The organism is Rufibacter roseus (genome assembly GCF_001647285.1).
Classification (GTDB): Bacteria; Bacteroidota; Bacteroidia; order Cytophagales; family Hymenobacteraceae; genus Nibribacter; species Nibribacter roseus.
On the sequence record NZ_LRML01000019.1, the window covers coordinates 1 to 17,762 of the forward strand.

The 17,762-nt window shown below is 47.3% G+C and carries 12 protein-coding genes; 4 read left to right on the plus strand and 8 right to left on the minus strand.

Going from position 1 to position 17,762, the window contains the following annotated elements:
- Positions 1-57: 57 nt before the first annotated feature.
- Positions 58-543, minus strand: a complete 486-nt coding sequence (locus A8O23_RS19235; RefSeq protein WP_066625091.1) for an ankyrin repeat domain-containing protein — start codon at positions 541-543, stop codon at positions 58-60.
- A 307-nt stretch (positions 544-850) separates the two neighbouring features.
- Here A8O23_RS19235 and A8O23_RS19240 point away from each other — a divergent pair, with 307 nt between their 5' ends.
- The gene (locus tag A8O23_RS19240) at positions 851-1,771 is read left to right on the plus strand and encodes a lytic transglycosylase domain-containing protein (RefSeq protein ID WP_066625092.1); all 921 of its coding nucleotides are present in this window, start codon (positions 851-853) and stop codon (positions 1,769-1,771) included.
- Positions 1,772-1,890: 119 nt separating this feature from the next.
- Here A8O23_RS19240 and A8O23_RS19245 read toward each other — a convergent pair whose 3' ends face one another.
- From A8O23_RS19245 to A8O23_RS19265, 5 genes are all read right to left on the minus strand, one after another.
- A complete protein-coding gene (locus A8O23_RS19245; RefSeq protein ID WP_066625095.1) occupies positions 1,891-2,475 on the minus strand; it encodes a hypothetical protein in 585 nt (194 codons plus the stop codon).
- 2 nt (positions 2,476-2,477) lie between these two features.
- Entirely contained in the window at positions 2,478-3,770 is a 1,293-nt protein-coding gene (locus tag A8O23_RS19250) for an LVIVD repeat-containing protein (RefSeq protein ID WP_066625097.1), read from the minus strand.
- A 206-nt stretch (positions 3,771-3,976) separates the two neighbouring features.
- Positions 3,977-4,426 (minus strand): hypothetical protein, encoded by a 450-nt coding sequence (locus tag A8O23_RS19255; RefSeq protein WP_066625099.1) that lies wholly within the window; start codon positions 4,424-4,426, stop codon positions 3,977-3,979.
- A gap of 172 nt (positions 4,427-4,598) precedes the next feature.
- Positions 4,599-7,352 carry a S8 family serine peptidase gene (locus A8O23_RS19260; protein WP_066625101.1) on the minus strand — a complete coding sequence of 918 codons (2,754 nt, stop codon included), beginning with the start codon at positions 7,350-7,352 and terminating at the stop codon, positions 4,599-4,601.
- 626 nt (positions 7,353-7,978) lie between these two features.
- Positions 7,979-9,277: a DEAD/DEAH box helicase gene (locus A8O23_RS19265; protein WP_066625222.1), complete on the minus strand. Its 1,299-nt coding sequence runs from the start codon at positions 9,275-9,277 to the stop codon at positions 7,979-7,981.
- A 480-nt stretch (positions 9,278-9,757) separates the two neighbouring features.
- Here A8O23_RS19265 and A8O23_RS19270 point away from each other — a divergent pair, with 480 nt between their 5' ends.
- The 3 genes from A8O23_RS19270 to A8O23_RS19275 are packed head-to-tail and all read left to right on the plus strand — an operon-like array spanning position 9,758 to position 11,819.
- Positions 9,758-10,843: a toxic anion resistance protein gene (locus A8O23_RS19270; RefSeq protein WP_066625104.1), complete on the plus strand. Its 1,086-nt coding sequence runs from the start codon at positions 9,758-9,760 to the stop codon at positions 10,841-10,843.
- On the plus strand, positions 10,843-11,019 hold the full coding sequence (locus tag A8O23_RS21705) for a hypothetical protein (RefSeq protein ID WP_192849057.1): 177 nt from the start codon (positions 10,843-10,845) through the stop codon (positions 11,017-11,019). Before A8O23_RS19270 ends, A8O23_RS21705 begins: the two co-directional genes overlap by 1 nt.
- Positions 11,016-11,819 carry a hypothetical protein gene (locus A8O23_RS19275; RefSeq protein ID WP_066625107.1) on the plus strand — a complete coding sequence of 268 codons (804 nt, stop codon included), beginning with the start codon at positions 11,016-11,018 and terminating at the stop codon, positions 11,817-11,819. The genes A8O23_RS21705 and A8O23_RS19275 overlap by 4 nt, the downstream gene beginning before the upstream one ends.
- Positions 11,820-11,953: 134 nt before the next feature.
- Here A8O23_RS19275 and A8O23_RS19280 read toward each other — a convergent pair whose 3' ends face one another.
- Both A8O23_RS19280 and A8O23_RS19285 read right to left on the minus strand, forming a co-directional pair.
- Complete coding sequence (locus A8O23_RS19280) at positions 11,954-16,042, minus strand: chemotaxis protein CheB (protein WP_066625110.1); 4,089 nt, start codon at positions 16,040-16,042, stop codon at positions 11,954-11,956.
- 142 nt (positions 16,043-16,184) lie between these two features.
- Entirely contained in the window at positions 16,185-17,741 is a 1,557-nt protein-coding gene (locus A8O23_RS19285; RefSeq protein WP_066625113.1) for a GAF domain-containing protein, read from the minus strand.
- Between the last annotated feature and the right edge of the window lie 21 nt (positions 17,742-17,762).

The following is a 17,762-nucleotide window of genomic DNA, read 5'->3' on the forward strand; positions in this document are numbered from 1 at the left end:
GCCTGTTTTCTGAAAAACAGGCTAAAAACGGGGCTCATTATTAATGGTTAGAGTTACTTACTTCTGTAGCAATTCTATGGCCTCTTGGTTTCCTTGTTGGTAGGCCAGGTCAAGTGCATTCAATCCGCGTACATCGCGCAGCGTTTGGTCGGCTCCAGCTTCAATCATCAGCTTTACCAGTTTATTGCGGCCAAATAAAGTTGCATACATGAGAGCGGTTCCGCCGTTACCTGTCTGTAAATCTAACTCTGCGCCGTGTTCAATCAGAAGCTTGGCAATGTTTTCGTAGCCTTTAAAGCACACCCCCATTAAAGCCGTGTTGCCACCCAAATCCTGGATATTAGGGTCTGCGTTAGCCTCTAACAGCAGCTTTGTTGCTTCATAATGGTCATCGTAACACGATAGAATTAGTGGAGTAAACCCCTTGCTGTTTTGCATGTTGATGTCAATTCCTTCCTCAATCAGCTGTTTCAGATACGCAACATCGCCTTTGCGGGCGGCGTCAAACAATAAATCTTCGGTAGCGGTAGAGTAAAATGTCATATCTAGGTTGTTAAATGAATATTCAGGAAGTAAAAAGCGCTGTCATTCTCTTCTATTGTAAATGTATATCAGAAAAAACGCATAAAAGAACCTGTCAGGCTAGGGTGTTCAAAGCCCAAAAACAGAATGTACGTAAACCAAGGCGTAACGTCTGAGGCAATAACAAGAACTTTTTGTTTTAGTTATTAGACAGTAGGTTGAAAAGAGGGCTTTTAAATGACTAATTTTTGATTTTTTCCACGTAAAAGGGAATAAAAAACCTTTTAAAGGGTTTAGTAAATAGAATACCAATCAGAAAGGAGTCCCCATGTCACAGCATATCTGGAAATTAGTTTGCCTTACTTTGGCCATAGTGTTGGCTTTACAGCTTTGTAGCCAACAAGCAGCCCCTTCCTTTGAAGGAGAGAAAGAAGGTGCTAGTGGCGGCTTGGTTCATGATGGAAAGCTGTTCCGGTCGCCGGCTATGCCTGATGCCCTAACTTTTGCCGGAGAACCGGTTCCTCTGAATGTACCAGACGTAGCGGAACGCCTTGATCGCGAACTTCTGGCCAACAGCTATATGCATACCAGCACCTTGCTAGGCTTAAAGCGGATGCAGCGCTACCTGCCAGAGATTCAGCAAATTCTGAAAGAGAATGACATTCCGGAAGATTTTATTTATCTGGCTTTGGCAGAAAGCCTTTTCAGCCAGGTAACCTCTCCGGCTGGAGCCTCTGGCTTTTGGCAGCTCATGCCCGATACGGCCCGTGGATATGGCCTGTTGGTCAACAGCGAAGTAGATGAGCGGTACCATGTGCAAAAAGCCACATTAGCCGCCTGCCGCTATCTTCACTCTGCCAAGAAGCGTTTTGGTTCCTGGACTAATGCGGCCGCGGCTTATAACCGTGGTGTAGCGGGAATTGCCCGGGCTATGGAAAAACAGGGGGTAGACTCCTACTATGACCTTTACCTGAACGACGAGACTTCCAGGTACATGTTTCGCATCTTAGCCCTGAAAGAGGTGCTGGGGAATCCGCAGAAATATGGTTTTGAGTTACCCGAAGAGCATGGTTACAAACCTTTGGCCTCGCGTAAGATTACGGTTACCGCCAGTATTCCTGACTTACCCAAATATGCCCTTGAAAAAGGTACGAATTATAAAACCCTAAGACTCTACAACCCTTGGATCAAAGGCTATAAACTAACAGTAGCACCAGGGAAGGAGTTTGTGCTGCAGTTGCCGGAGTAAATAACCTTCTCACCAAACATTTTTTAGGTTATACCAGACAGATGCAGAAGGGTATCCGTTACGCTAAGCAGGTTGTATAGAATAAATGGCGTTTTAGCCTTGTTTTCTGAAAATCAGCCTTAAAACACAAAACCCATACGTACAGACAGCCTTTTGAACGTATATTCATCTTGCCGAAAGCCGGAGTTCCACCACGTGATTTTAGAGGAGGCCTTTTGCATTTTGTAGCCTAGGCTAAAGACATACGCGGTGTTGTTGCCCGTTTTAACCGAAAGGCCAAGCGCTGGGTTCACCATCCATCCTCCTTTGTTCTCTGTTCGTTCAACCTCACTGCTGAAGGTGGCAGAACCGTAGCCGGCATCTAGGCTGTAAAAGGGGCTAACGCGGGTGTTCAGAAGGGTGCCTCTCAGGCCTAGGCTAATGGGAGTAATCAGCATGTTAGAATAGAAATCTGCCCCAACGGTAGTTCCCACGCTTAGCAAACGGTGCAGCTGGTATCCTCCAAAAATAGAGAAGGTAGGCGAGGTTGAAATGTCGTTGTAAGCGTTTGTTTTGAGGTCTTGGTACAAAAAGCCTATCTCCACCATACCCGTGAACTTTGAGGTGTTATTTCCCGGGGCAGAGGCTGGAGTTGAAGAGGTTTCCTGGGCCTGTGCTGAGCAAATGGTCAGCAACAGGCACCATAGTGTCAGTTGTTTCTTCATGTTTAAGCTCCGGCCGGCACTACTGGTATTTTGCTCATGAGGGTGATGTTGGCAGGGTCACGGTAGTCATATTGGTACAGACCATCTTTTCCGATCATCATGAGAGTGTTGCCCAGCGGAATCACATCAAAAGCGTCTTGGTTTTTGTAATGCTTCAAGAGGTTTTCGTTCAGCTTGAGCGGATTTTTGATGTCGAATACTTTCAAACCAAACTGGCCTTCGCACAGAAACAAAGTAGATTGGTCTATGCCCAACCCGTGCGGATTCTGCATGGGGAATGTTTTAACCAGTTGCGGGCTACGTGGGTTGCTGATGTTGATGAGTTCCAGCTGGTTTGAGAAGCCTTGGCAAGCGGTGCCTGACCGCAGAGTTACATAGGCTAAGTCACCGTCTACCACCACTGGGTCACAGGCGCTCACGTGGGCATAGGTGGAAAGGTGTTGTGGACTGGCCGGGTTGCTGTTGTCATAGATGTGCATGCCATTGTTAGAGCCAATAAACAGCATGTTCTGGTACGGGAATATAGTTTCAATGCCCCACGGTAGGCTAATTTTCTGGCCCTTCTGTGGGTTTGCCCCGCTGCTGATGTCAAACAATTGTAGAGAAGCCTGCCCAACGGTATATAAATGATTGCCGGTAATAGTAAAGCGTGCCATAGAGCCACCTTTGCCTACGCTACCACCTGGTGATCCAGACTCTGACGATGAAGCGGTGTTAAAAACATTGCCTCTGGTTTCAAAGAAGATGCCTCCGGGAGCTCCGGTGCTGCAGTCTGAGCTATAGGGTTTGGTTACTACTTTCTCGTCATAGCGGGCCAGGAAAGTCTCATTATTACTGTTGAGTTGGTAGCCATACAGGTCAAACACGTCTTCCACCCGGTTTACCAGTGTTACGGCGTTAGGCTGTGAAATATTCAGCACTACCATATCAATGTAGCTGTCAGCGTATAACAGATTGTCTTTTACGGCCATGTCTACGTTGCCGGGTATGGCCACAAAGCCCACTGGTTTGGGGGTGGCTGGGTTCGTGTTATCAATGATATGAATGCCTTCCTGCATTTCATTCACGAACAGGTAATGACCAAACGCATAGATTTTTCCGGGATTCTGTAGCGCCCGTACCGGCTCAACTTTTACCGAACTCCGCAGTTCGGTTTTAGTCATCATCACCGGGGTGTATTCTACATACGTGATAGTAGATTCACACTCATCGGTGCAGGAGCTCAGCAGTAATCCGCAACAGGCAATGAGGGCCAGTAGCTTTTTTGGCAGAATGCGTAAAGTTGTAAGCTGCATAGTTGGTGTATTTGGTTGTTAGTTTAGACAATTGATCAGAATCTACTTTACTAACAAGAGCCCAAAAGATATGCATTAGTTGCACGCCCTTTCACTTATCCTATATTAAAATATTTAAAAAAGCCTTGCCCACACTTTTTTAGGTTTTCGCTTTGGTATGCTCACCGGCATAGGTTCAGAAAAGGTGCTGTTCTATTTCTGTTGCGTTAGCCGGCGGTACTAAGCTGGTTCGTAATGTCATCAATTACTTCACCTGCAAATTGCTGGGCAATCTGGTCAAGTTCAGGATTCGTCCATGGCTGAAAATACCTTTTCTCTTGCCATTTTGTATGGAGGTCTGGGCCAACGGAATAGGTGGTATGCTCTAAATGGAAGATCAAGTCTTTGGCTACGTCAAACGCTGATATCCCTGGTCTCTGAAAACCTATGAGCTGTAACCGTAGTCCCATCCGGGCAACGTTGCCATTTTCCAGACTCAATTCTTTCTGGCTGGGATTTTGGCGGTCTTTGGTCCAGGTGTCTACTACTTTCTCCAGCCGGAAATCATCAAACATAGGTATCACTTCCGCCAAGTTTTGGTATACTTTTTCAGCTAGTTTAGGAAGAATCTGATTATGTATGTGTAGCAGTGAGTCTCTGTCTTTGGTGTCTGACATAAATTGAATTATTGGGAGGTGGAATGCAAGTAACCTGCCAAGGCCACAAAACTTGGGAATCTGTTTTGGGTCTGGTTTTTCAAAATTAGCATAAAAACGACAACCTGAAGGCATGAAAAAAAAGCCTTACCAAAAGGGTAAGGCTTTTCTGAGGCATGAAGAATATGAATAATTACTGAGTCAGAATTATTTTCTGGCCTATGGCTTTTCCGCCGGTAGATACTCTGTACAGGTAAGTGCCAGTTGGCAGGTTTTGACCATTGAAAGGTACAGAGTAAGAGCCTGCTGCTTTTTCTTCTGCTACCAGAGTGGTGATTTTATGCCCTCGGGCATTGTATACCTCAACCGTTACAAAGCCGTCCTGTTCAACAGCATAAGAGAGCGTGGTAGTACCTCTGAAAGGGTTAGGGTAAGCATAGTTGCGTGCCTCTGCGGCTGGTGCCATGGCCTGAGCGGCGCTGGAAGAAGTGGCAGCGGGTTGGGTGGCGGCATCCCAATTGGTGTGGGTGCGGGTGACAATGACGGCAAACTCGGCGCGGGTAACTTCTTGCAACGGTTTGAAAGAGGCGTGCAGGGTAGGGAACAGATCAAGCGGGCCTTGGGTAACGGAATAGTACGCGTTGATTAAGTTCAGTTCCAAAGCTACGCTTACATATCCTTCCAGCCCAGCCGGAATAGAGGAGGCGTCTTCAATTGGATAGGATTTGCCGTTAACTGTCACTGAAACTTGTTTGCCGTTGCGAGAAAGCGCTGCCTCCTGCAACCCTAATGCTTGTACCAAAGAGTACGCTACCTCCGCCCGGTTCACGTTTCCGTTGGGGTTGAACTTTCCGTTGGCGGCAGGAGTCATTACCCCATTGAATTCTTGGGTGCGGTCACGCAAGGCGGCGCCTTTGGCTAGTACAGACTCAGCCAACAGTAATTGAGCTCCACTCACATCGGATACTGAAACAGCACCGTTCGTAGGCATGAACTGGCGTACCGCCTGCCCCATCATCAGATAATCTGCTAGCTGAATCCGTTTCAGTTTTTCATTAGGCTTAAATCCGTTAGACAGGGCATCTACCAGCCTTGCTGAGACAGCCATTTTAATAGAAGCTTCCGCCGGATGCCCGGTTATGTCATTCAGTCCGCTGGTGCCGGTAACTTGTGATACAGATAAAGTGCCCGCAATGGTTTCTGGCAAGGCAATGCCGTTTAATCCTTCCGCCTTTAATGTCCAGGTGCCGGCCTCAGGGGCTGCCACGGCCATGCCGCGGTCATAATACAGGGCAAAAGCTACCGGAATACCAGATCTGTATTGTTGGCCGCTAGGTGACAGCAGAATTAGGTTCACCGGATTTCCAGTTAGGCCTAACAAGCCAGTGGCATTAAACTTAGCTTCCAGGCTGTTGGTGCCTGGCGCCACATGGAAAGTAATTTGGTTTGTGGCAGGGGTGGCAGGGTTGTAGTTAATGCTGAAGCCTTGGGTTTCCGTTGAGGTGTTTACGCTGCTGTTAAAGCTTCTGGTGTAGTTAAGGGTGGCTCCAAAGGCAGTGTTGCGGTAAATGTGGTCAATGGCGGCATAGGCGTTTACATATCCGGCGCCCACTTCCCATGATGCCCGGTTAGGTATGTTAGTGGCTGTTTTCTGTAAAATGACTTTTACCTGTGCCGGAGAAAGTGAGGGCTGTGCTTCCAGCATGAGGGCCACAATACCAGCCACGTGGGGCGTAGCCATAGACGTACCGCTCATATGGGTGTAGAACGGAAGGTGGGCTGGGGATAATTCAGCGGCATCCATTTCAGCGGCCAGCGATGAAACTGGGGCAATGGCTCTGGTGGAGATTACGTCTACCCCTGGAGCCACTAACGTTGGTCGGTTTTCATAGCTCCAGCTTTCGCCGTCTACCGTGAAAGAACCGCCTTCGCCTTCTACGCCTCTTGATGAGAAATCAGCCAGACGGCCATATTTATCACCGGCGCCAACAGAAATTACCCAGGGAGCAATGGCGTAAGGGTTGTGTGTGTCTGAGCTGGGGCCATCGTTGCCCGCAGCAAACACGGAGATAATTCCTAGGTCATAAGCTTTTTTGGAGGCAATATTTACCGGATTAGCCGGGTCAAAGTCGCCGCTGGTTCCCCAGGAGTTGCTGATCACTCGTATTCCATACTGAAACTGGTGCGTAAGGGCGTAGTCGTAACCACCCAGTGCATCTAAAATGAAAAGTGCTCCGCCTGAGCCGTAGCCAATGAGAGAAGCTCCGGGAGCTACTCCGGCATACAAACCATTAGACATGGCACCGTTGCCTCCAACTGTACCCGCGCAGTGAGTGCCGTGGCCAGAGTTAGTGTCAGTGTTCGGTACATTCTCCAGGTAAGTCACAGGTAACAAGGTAGACAAGGCGTTTAAGTTGGTGGTACCCATTACATTTTGTACGAGGTGGGTGCCTAGTTCAATGTCTGAGTGGGTGCCGTCTACGCCACTGTCGTTGATCATGACACCCACACCTTTGCCAGAAACTGGCATGCCGTTGTTACGCGCCATGATTTCTTTGTCGGTCCGGAGACGCTGCACCCCTGTAAGATGTGTGTCGTTGTTGTTAAAATAACTTAACTTCTTGTTCAGGAAAACAGAACGGACGTGCGGGCTTTGGGCAAGAGCTTCTACTTGGGCGGCAGTGGCAAGAATGCCTGCCATTGGTAACTTCTGAAGGGTAATGCCTTGGCTTATGCCCAGCGACTTGAGGAGCTGGAGATGAAGGGCGGAGGGAGCACCGTCTCCATGAAAGGTAACCACTACCTGTGCTGGGGTGGTAGAGCTTTGTAGTACCTGTAGCAGTTGCTTGTCAATAGTGGCTTGAGCAAAGGCAGTGGTGCCTGCTAACAGAACAAGAACGAAGAGACTTACCAGTTTCTTCTTGATTGGGGGGTAGACTTTGAACATAAGGTGTTGTTTGGTGAAGGGTGGATTAGGAAAGCAGTGCGGGGCAGTGGGGGAGCTGCCCCGCACCTCAGTAGCTGTCGCCTTTACCTGTGCTTCTTTTGTGCCGAAACATTCAAGAAACTTATGGGTTTTAAGGGTAGGGCTATGATTGCTTTTTCACCAATACCACAATGTTCTGTCGAAGGTTTGGGAATAAGTGGTGGTAAAAGTAACTAGGACTAAAATGTAATCTTATATAATTTTTATTGTATTAATATCTTTTTAGTATTTTTATGTTAAGTAGGGATAGAGTTGTAACAGGTGATTTGACAAATATTATTTTCTGGTTTTTGCAGTGGTAAAGCAGGTCTAGCCCTAAGCTTTCTGTAGAAAATATGTTAAGTAGAAGGTGGGATGGTATCAAAAACAGGTATGAAAATTTTTGAGATTTACATATAATTTTAAGAACATCTAGTGCGCCAATGTTCTGTTATTGACTGTAAGCATAGGTAAAGGGGCATTTTGTAAAGTTCGGTTATAGGTAGCGATAATGCAGTTAATATTCCATTCTTCCGGCTCTGGCAAGTAGAGTCAGTAAACCGATAAGCTCTTAATATATCATAGTACCCATCTGTTTGAGCCAGGTGCTACCTCGCTTTCTCCACCTTCACCTTTTTCCCTTTTAATTTTTCTGCGCCCAGCAATGGTAGCGCTTTGTCAATCTTCTGCCGGTTAACAGCCACATAGGCAGCGTGATCTTGTAACTCTATGCGGCCCAGGTCGGTTTTTTCAAGCTTGCCTTTTTGTAGTATCCAACCCACAATGTCTACTTTGTTCACTTTGTCTTTTTTGCCGGCGCTGATGTACAGAGTTTCCCATGGAGAGGGTGGAGGTGGGGAAGCCTGAGCTGGTAAATGTTCTGGGGTTGGTGTAGTGGAAAGATACGCTGGCCTTTCACCTTCGTGGAGGAGGAGGTAAGCTGTGCCCTTGGCGTGCATGCGGGCTGTGCGGCCGTTGCGGTGTATGAATGCCTGCGCGTCAGGTAACTGGTAATGTACTACGTACTCCACTTCAGGTATATCTAAACCGCGGGCAGCCAGGTCTGTGCTGAGAAGTAAATGATAGGTGCCGTTCCTGAATTTCATGAGCGTGCGCTCCCTGTCCGGTTGCTCCAGACCTCCATGAAACACACCATGCGCCAACTTCTTTGAGCGGAGGAAAGAGCTGACTTCTTCAACGGCATCGCGTTGGTTACAGAAAACAATGGTGGGTCTATTCCCAATTTTGCAGAGCAAACGGTAAAGGGGAGAAAGCTTTTCTTTTCCGGTTACGGCTACAGACTTCAGTTGTATTTCCGGGGCGCTGCTAGAGTCTTGCAGGAAATTGACGGTTTCCGGATTCCGTAGTCCGGTGAAATCTGGAATAGTTTCCATGGCTGTCGCTGAGGTAAGAAGCCTTCTGTTGACATGCGGAAGCTCCCCAATAATAAACCCCATGTCTTCCTGAAAGCCCATCTCCAAAGCTTTGTCAAATTCGTCTAACACCAACGTGTGAATAGAAGAGGTGTTTAACTGGTGTTCGCGCAAATGCGCTGCTATTCTGCCGGGTGTGCCAATAAGAACTGCCGGCGGATTGGCCAGGCTTTTTTTCTCCTCGTACATAGCATGGCCACCATAGAAGCAATCTACCTTCACGCCCAGGCCCATTTGTTGCAGCACCTGTTCAATTTGCAGCGCCAACTCTCGGGTAGGGGCCAAAATAAGGGCCTGTATGCCTGGCAACGCAGGTTGTAACCGTTCTGCCAAAGGCAGCAGGAAGGCCAGGGTTTTGCCAGAGCCGGTAGGTGACAGCACCACCACATCGTGCTTTTTGGCAGCCTGTAGCGTGGCTTCCTGCATTTCCGTGAGCTGTGTGATTTTGAGCTTGTCCAGTATCTTCTGCTGCATGTTTTCTTCCATATTGGGTAAAGGTAGTCAATTAAGGGCTGCCCTTATGAGCTGTGTACGCTGCCGTTTTGCGCCTGTTTTCTTAAAATCACACCTAAAACAGGAATTATGTAGGCAAATCGACAGGCGAAGGTAATATGCTAGACCTGCTATGTTTTTAGCTTGTTTTCTGGAAAAGAAGCCGAAAACGAGGTGAGAAGCTTCTAAGATCACCATGCCTGCATGAGATTTTTTTCCTGAACATTTCTATCAACTTCTGTAAACTTTAGTTATTTCAGTGCGACTAATGCAGGTGTATGAGCTGCCGAACTGCAATGTTTTCTAGAGATACTACTGTGAGGGCGTTGCAAAAAGAGGTATATTGGGGCAAGTAAACGTTAGGGTAGAGCGTTATTCTTCAGGACGAGGAAGCGTAACGCCAGCAGGGTTTCTGCCAAAGAAGAATCTATTATCTAGACCAGAAAAGCGAATAAGAATATTATGGAAAATACTGATATCATTTTATCTGAGAACAAAGAGCTGGTTCAGCAGAAAGCCCTGGAGATGTCTAAAACCATTGACCCTGCCAAGCCTGAAAGCCTAAGTAATTTTGGGGTGGAGACGCAGCGGAAACTGGGTTACTATTCAAACGAGCTCCTGACAAAAGTAAAAGCCAAAGATTCTGGTGATGCCGGAGAGGCCATCAATGAACTGCTTGCCCAGATAAATCAGATAAAGGTAGACGAAACCGAGAAGCCTGGTTTTTTCTCAAGGTTGCCCTTTGTAAAGAAGATTTCTGACAAGTCTAAGCGCTTAGCCAGCCAATATAACTCTGTCTCAGAGAACGTAGACGATGTGGTGGTGAAACTGGAGAAAACCCGCCAGAGCGTCATGAAAGACAGCACCGGGTTGGAGGTAATGTTCAAGCAGGTGGTGGAGTACATTCATGAGGTACGCTCCCTCATTGCCGCCGGCAAAATGAAGATTGAGGAAATAGAGACGCAGGAAATACCAAAGCTGCAGGCTGAGGTAGCCACCAGCGGCGAAGATGAGCTGGTGGTGCAGCGTTTGGCGGACATGGTGGCGTTTAAAGAACGGCTGGAGAAGAAGGTGCATGATTTTACTTTGTCGCATACTATTGCCACCCAAAGCATGCCGCAAATCCGGATGATCCAGACTACCAATGATGTGCTGGCGCAGAAAATACAGAACTCTATCACTACCGTTATTCCTGTTTGGCGGCAGCAGGTAGCCATAGCCCTGGGGCTGGAAAAGCAGCGAAAAGCTCTTGAGATTCAGAAGAAAGTAACCGATACTACAAATGAAATGCTCCTGAAGAACTCGCAGCTCCTGAAAACTAATGTAGTGACCGCTGCGCAGGAAAATGAGCGGGGCATTGTAGACGTGGAGACCCTTAAGAAAGTAAACAAAGACATGGTAGAAACCCTTGATGCCGTGCTGAAGATTTCTGAAGAAGGAAGCCGGAAACGGGCCGAGGCCGTAAAAGAGCTGGCTCAGGTACAGGAAGAACTGAACAGCAAGATTATTGGTGCCTTAAATAAATCTAAACAACTGGAAGTTGAATAATGGCCGCAGACCCAGAAACAGATAAAACAAAGCCGCGCGTTCTGACCCAAGAACAGGATGCGCTGCTGGATCTGTACCTGCAAAATCTGGATAACTTCTTTGAGAACCAGAAAACAAACGAGAAACTACAGGTGGAGATTGAAACGCTGCACCTCAAGAAAATACTGACGGAATGAAGCAATTCCTGCGTTCGCTGTTTGGCTTAAAGGAAGTAACAATTAAACGTACGGGAGCAGGGACAGGGCCAGCAGTTGGAGAGCTGGAGGTGGCGTACATCAAAAGCTCTAACAAACGGCTTGCTGTGCTGCAAACTCTTTCTGAAAAGTACCAGAATACTGCACACGCCTCAAAAATGCAGGCGGTGTACGAAAAAACAAAAAATATTCATTCATACCTGGTTGGGCGCAGGTTGGCGCATGAACTGGAATTGTTTCACTTGCAGAACACAGATCATTTCATCAAAACCTTTACCGTTATACTGGAAGTACACCAGAAACACCAGCATTTAGCTTCTCCACCACCTTTGCCGGAACTGGAGGCAAAGCCCCGGGTAAAACGGGTAGAAAAAAGTCTGCAGCTGCCGGAAATGATCAAACCGATCAGCACTCAAGGCCAGTCGGCGCACCCGTTAGGTGCACGCACGCCTGTGCCACGGCTGCAAGTACCTGATATTTCCCTCAACACATTTGAGCGCATTTCATACCTACACGAAAATGCCGTGGGCAAGCTGGTGGTGCATCAGGTGGGCTTTACCTCTTCGCCAGAAGAAAAAAACACATTTCTGGCTCACATTACCTCAAGGTTAGGGCTGGAAGAAATCTCATACGTGGGCAACGCCCATGTCACCATACCTAACCAAAACGGCGTAACTCCTACCGGCATTGTTCCTATTATCCATTGGGAGGGCTTTCTCTATGCCATAAATCTTAATGATTACCGCCTGTTTCCCGTCCGGATTTATAGGAAGGGAATGTAGAGGTTTAGCGGGGAAGGTGTTTAAAAGTACAATGGGGAGAGAAACTGTAACTTGTTTTAATGTTACTTCTGCAAAAATTAATTCCTGTTTTAGGCTTAGTTTTCAAGAAACAGCCCTAAAACAGGAATAGAAATTTATTGTTGCAGGTAAATTCTGAAGGTAGTGCCTTCGTTCAATTTGCTCTCCACTTCAATCTTGCCCCCTGCGTTCTGTACAATCTTACGTACCATGTACAAGCCAATGCCAGAGCCGTCTACATGGTCATGGAAGCGCTGGAACATGGTAAAGAGCTGTTCCGTCTGCTCTTCTGTCATGCCTAGGCCATTATCTTGCACGGTGAGCAGCACAAACTCTTCCTGCTTTGTAAACTGGAGGCTGATGTGCGGCTGCCTGTCCGGAGAATGGTACTTAATGGCGTTCGAGAGCAAATTGTAGATGATGCTCCGTAGGTTTTTCTCTGAGAAAGTTAACGTTGAAACGTGGTCGGTATCAATGTCAATCTGCGCATTGGTTTCTTTTAATATCGGGTCCAGGTCCAGAATAATGTCTTGTACCGCCCGGTTGAGTTGAATGGTGGTGGCTTCGGTGGTGTGTTCGTTCTGTAACTTCGTGATTTCAGTGAGGTTGCCAATGGTACGCTTGAACCGCTCAATGGCCCCCTGCATCATGGCCATGATCTGCTGCACATCTACCTGGGCAAATTCTTCATCAGGTAGTTCCTGTTTCAGCTCTCGCAGCAGGGCCTCAATGTTGTGAATGGGGGCTTTTAAATCGTGCGAGGCGGTGTAAACAAAATTATCAAGGTCGTCAATGACCCGCAGCAGGTGGGCATTGGTTTCTTTAAGCTTAATCTGCGCTTCCTTAAGATCTGACAAGTCAATAAAAGACCCCAGCACCCGGTGCGGCATTTGGTACTCATTATGGATAATGTAGGAACGGTTGTAAATAAAAGCGTAGGTGCCGTCGGCGCGGGCAATCTTAAACTCATCTGCCCACTGGTCCTGACCACTGTTTATTGCCTCGTTAATTCCTTTTACTACGCGGTCACGGTCTTCTAAATGTATTTTACTGAACCAGGCGTTAATGCCTTTACCCATCAGTTCAGCCTTGTGCCCTAAAATTGACTCCAAAGACTCGCTCCACCAGAGTTCGTTTGTGATGAGGTTCCAGTCCCAGACCACATCATTGGTGGCCATAGACACTAATCTAAATCGCTCCTGGCTCGCACTAAGCTCTTGCGTGCGCTCCATTACCCTTTTCTCGAGCTGACCGTTCAGTTTTATCAAGTCTTCCTCGGCACGCTTCAGGTCTTCATACGCCAGCAGAATCTTCTCTTCGCTAGATTTATTTTCGGTGATATCGGCCATGGTAATGGTAAGGCCATCGCCCATTTTGGCGGCGGCAATCTCATACCAGGTGCGGTGTTGGTTAAACTCAAGGTTCTGCTCCAGGTGCAGAGGTTCACCTGTTTCCACCACCCGGACCAGCTTTTTAAACAGCCCGCTCTTTTTAAGAAACGGCATGTCTACCTGCGTGCTCTGCCCCAGCAACTGTTCCTGTGTTTTCCCCAACAGCTGCTCTGCCTGCTTGTTCAGAAGGCTCCAGGTAAAATCAGTAATGACTTTTTCTTCGTTCCGTATAGCCTTGAAAGCCATAATGTTGTTCAGGCTGCTATTTAAAACCCCCTGTACTACATTGCTCAGCACCTTTAAGGTGGTTACTTCCACAAAGCTTAACACTACGCCATCTTTGTTGCCATCTTGCTTGAGGTAGGGCAAAATACGCATCAGAAAGAACTTGCCGTCGTGGGTTTCTACCTCTAATTCCACCTCTGCTGAGGTGTTGTTGACCATCTTGATATCTTCTAACCAGCGGGTATATTTGAGGTTGTGAGACAGGTGGTGAATAGGCCGGCCTAAATCAATGTCAATGATGTTGATGATGTCTTTTACCGTAGGAGTGAACTTACGGATCACCAGTTTATGGTCCAGGAAGAGCTGCGCAATGTTGGAGCTCCGGATGTAGTTATCAAGGTCTTCATTAAGCTCCTGCAGTTCCCGTATCTTCAGCTGATGTTCTGAGTTAACCGTGTGTAGCTCCTCGTTCAAAGACTGCATCTCTTCATTAGAACTCTGCAGCTCCTCGTTAGAAGACATAAGTTCTTCATTGGTGCTCTGCAGCTCTTCGTTGGCCGTGCTGAGGTCCTGAACCGTCAGGTGCAGGCTTTCCCGTGCATCTTTCAGTTCGGCTTCTAAAGTCGTCAGCTGCTGGAAGAGGTCTGTGTCTGCTTCGGTCACCACGGCTGCCTCCAAATTCTTGAGCGTAGGGTTGATCTGGTTCAGTTCCTGTAAAATGACCAGCAGTACCTTAGGTAGATCAGGCTCAATGGTGATAGGTTTCACTGAAAGTTGAATCAGGCTTTCTTTCTCCCCTAACTTCAAGATAGCCTGCCGGCTCACAGGCTCATGAAACTTTAGTACCTTCCGCACATCTACACTTAAAGTTACCGCAAGGTCTTTGGGTACCATTTTCAGCAGATTTAGCTGCAACCGCTTATCTGGCAGTTTCAGGAAACGGTTAAAATCACCTACGCCGTGCAGTAACTGAAAATTTTCATCTACATACAGGCCGGTAATCTTGAAGTCCTCGGCAATGGCGTCTAAAAACAGCTCGTTGTAGTTGTCCTGCTGAGTGGCTTTTGCCGATTGCCTGCCGCTGTTTTGCTGGGTGGGGGAGCTGGCATGGCCGCCAATCTGCTGGTAAAAGCCTTTGGTTTCTTTTACCTTCTGAAACAATTTCCATTTGCGGTTCCTTTCAGAGAAAATAGATTTTAATTCACCTATGTTCTCTGAAGGGCCCAACAGTAAATACCCTTTCAGCTTCAGGGCATACGGGAAAATGCCCAGTACCTTTTTCTGTAGATCGGGATTCAGGTAAATTAGCATGTTTCGGCACGTGATCAGGTCTAACCGGCTGAACGGCGGGTCTTTCTGCAGGTCATGCTGGGCAAACACCACTTGTTTGCGTATGGTCTCCTTTATGATGTAGCGGTTGTTCTGGAAGTTAAAGTACTTCTGGAGTCTTTCTTCTGAAAGTTGCTTGGCAATAGTAGCCGGATAAGAGCCTTTTGAGGCATGGCGTATGGCTTTCTGGTCAATGTCAGTGGCGAATAGCTTGACATGTGTTTCCCGCCCCAATTTCTCAAATGCCTCCTGAAACAGAATGGCAAGTGAGTACACCTCTTCCCCGGTGCTGCAGGCAGTTATCCATACTTTTATGATTTCCTCGGGCGGGGTTCTGGAGATAATCTCAGGAATAACCTCATTTTCCACTACCTCAAAGGCTTCAGGGTCCCGGAAGAATTGGGTAACCCCAATCAAAAACTCCTGGCAAAGAATCTTGATCTCGGCAGGTGTGTCGTGCAGGTAATCTAGATAATCTGACAGCGTTTTTACCTTCAGGGCATCCATCCGTTTCTGAATGCGGCGGTAAATAGTGCCCCGCTTGTAGTTCTTAAAATTGGTCTGTGAATGGGTGCAGATTAGATCTAATATTTCCTCTAAGACTTCGTCATCAGAATTGGCTATGTTGCGCTCAATTATGGTCTTTACCAGCGGAATTTGCCGGGTGTATTCAATGATCTCATTAGGCATTCGCTCCGGTGAGAAGATATAGTCAACAAATCCGGTTTCAATGGCACTTTTAGGCATACCGTCAAACTTAGCAGTGGCGGGGTCTTGCACCATGACCATGCCGCCAGCTTTCTTGATCATTTTTATGCCCTTGGTGCCGTCAGTTCCTGTGCCTGACAGCACAATGCCAATGGCGTACCTGCCCAAGTCTTTCGCCATAGACTCAAAAAAGACATCAATAGCAAAGTTGGGCTCTCGGTTACGTACCTGGTCTACCAAATGTAGCCTGCCATTGCTGATGGTAAGCTGCTTGCCGCTGGGCAGCAAGTACACGCAGTTGGGTTGTGTGACCATGTTGTCCTCGGCCTCACGCACCTTCATTTGGGTATGTTTAGACAGCAGCCCGGCCATCAGGCTCTTGTGGTCCGGAGACAGGTGCTGGATAATAACAAAAGAGAAACTGGAGTTGCTCGGGAAATGATCAAAAAGCTTATGGATGGCTTCTAATCCGCCTGCCGATGCCCCTATGCCAACCAAATAATGATCTGTTTTAGGAGGAGGGAAAGACTTAGCGTCACGCTGAGTTGTCATATACAATTAATCTGTCGGCAAGACTCTAAAAAAATGAGGCTAACTCTCCGGTAGCCTTATTTTTTCAGGTTTTGCCTTTGCCTTCTACATTAAAGTGGCGCAATGCACCGCCTTTATTACTTCCTTCTGGGCCAAATAGGCTTTAGTACCTCTCCCTGATAATCTTCTCCAGCACTGCGCTTCTTAGGGCTTCGGCTGCTTCCAACTCTTCAGGTAGCCAGGGAAGAGAGGTGTGCCTTACCGTATTCTGGTATCTGGTGAAGGAGTTTCTTGGGTGGTAAGATTTGCCGTCTGCTTCCATCTGTATGGCCTGATCAGGATTACCTCCCCAATGAATGGTCTGCAATACCTCCGGCCGAAAACCTAGAACGTACTCAGCCTGTTCAGGGTTAATACTCATCATGATCAAGCCGCTGGCCACCTCATGGTATTCTTTTGCCCGCACGTATTGTTTAGGCAACGTGTCAGTGGCGTATACTGCAGTGTTCTGGTTTCGTTTTAGCCAAAACACCAGTTCTTTTATTTCCTGATTAGATGGTACCTGCCCCTCTGTCCAAACACCCCCTTCGTACAACACGGCAACACCTGAAAGGTTTAGCAATTCAGAAATTTTAGTGTTGCCATTCAACAAGCCATCGGGAAAATTGGAGGTGGTGTATAACTGTTCCAACAACTGTGCGTGAATGCCCCTGAGTTGGGCTCTGAGTTCAATGGATTTCTCCCGTTCTTTGGCCGCCAATTGCGTAGACACAATGTCAGAAAGCAACTCTAAAGCAGACCTGAGCTCATAACTTGGATGTATGGCAGATCGGTGGTGGCAGGAGATAAGGCCCCATAGTTTATCATCAATAATCAAGGGCAGAGACATGGAAGCCATAATACCCATGTTGGCCATGTATTCTAAATGCACACCCGCCACGCTACGCAGGTTACACTCTGAAAGATCAGTGAACCGCTGGGTAATAGGGTTGATGACTGGTATTAAACGCGCTGGTTTATATTCTCTGGTAGGTATGAGGCGGTAGGGGTTGCGAAGGTACAGGTCCCGGGTTTGCTTGGGTACGTCTGAAGCCGGAAAGCGAAGCCCCATGTAATCTTCCATGTCTTCTTCTTTGGCCTGCCCAATCACCATTCCGTTCCACTGCGGGTCGAACTGGTACGCCAGAATTCTGTCAAAGCCCGTGAGCTTTTTCATTTCCTCTACGGTTATCTGAGCTATTTCCTCAATAGAGTTGGCTTGTTTTAGTAGGGAAGTGATGTATTTGGTTTGCTGGTACAGCTGTATAAACGTACCAGTCTCTGTGGGGAGTTTAGCTTTTTCAATTTCAATAAGTACGTACTCCTCGGTGGGGTGCACCAGTGCCGTAAATGCCACCTCTTGGCCCTGAACCTGAAACGTAAGGGTAAAGGGGATTTTTTCCTGTGAATTTTTGCCCTCTATCTTGCTCTTTAAATCTTCTGCCTGTTCATTAGGCAAGAAGCTAGCGATAGGCCGACCCTGAATATCCTCTATAGGTAAATTCAGGAATTCACTGGCATTTTCACTGACCTGCCTGATTTTAAGGTTCTGCTTGTCTAGAGTAAGAAGAAAGCCATGGCGTTGAATCAAGTTTACCAAATGCAAAGGAATGCTACCGCAGAACTCTGAATCATAATTTTTCTCGAGAGTAAACCCGATAGGGGCTTGTTCTTTTTGCATAGTAGGTAGGGGTTATATACA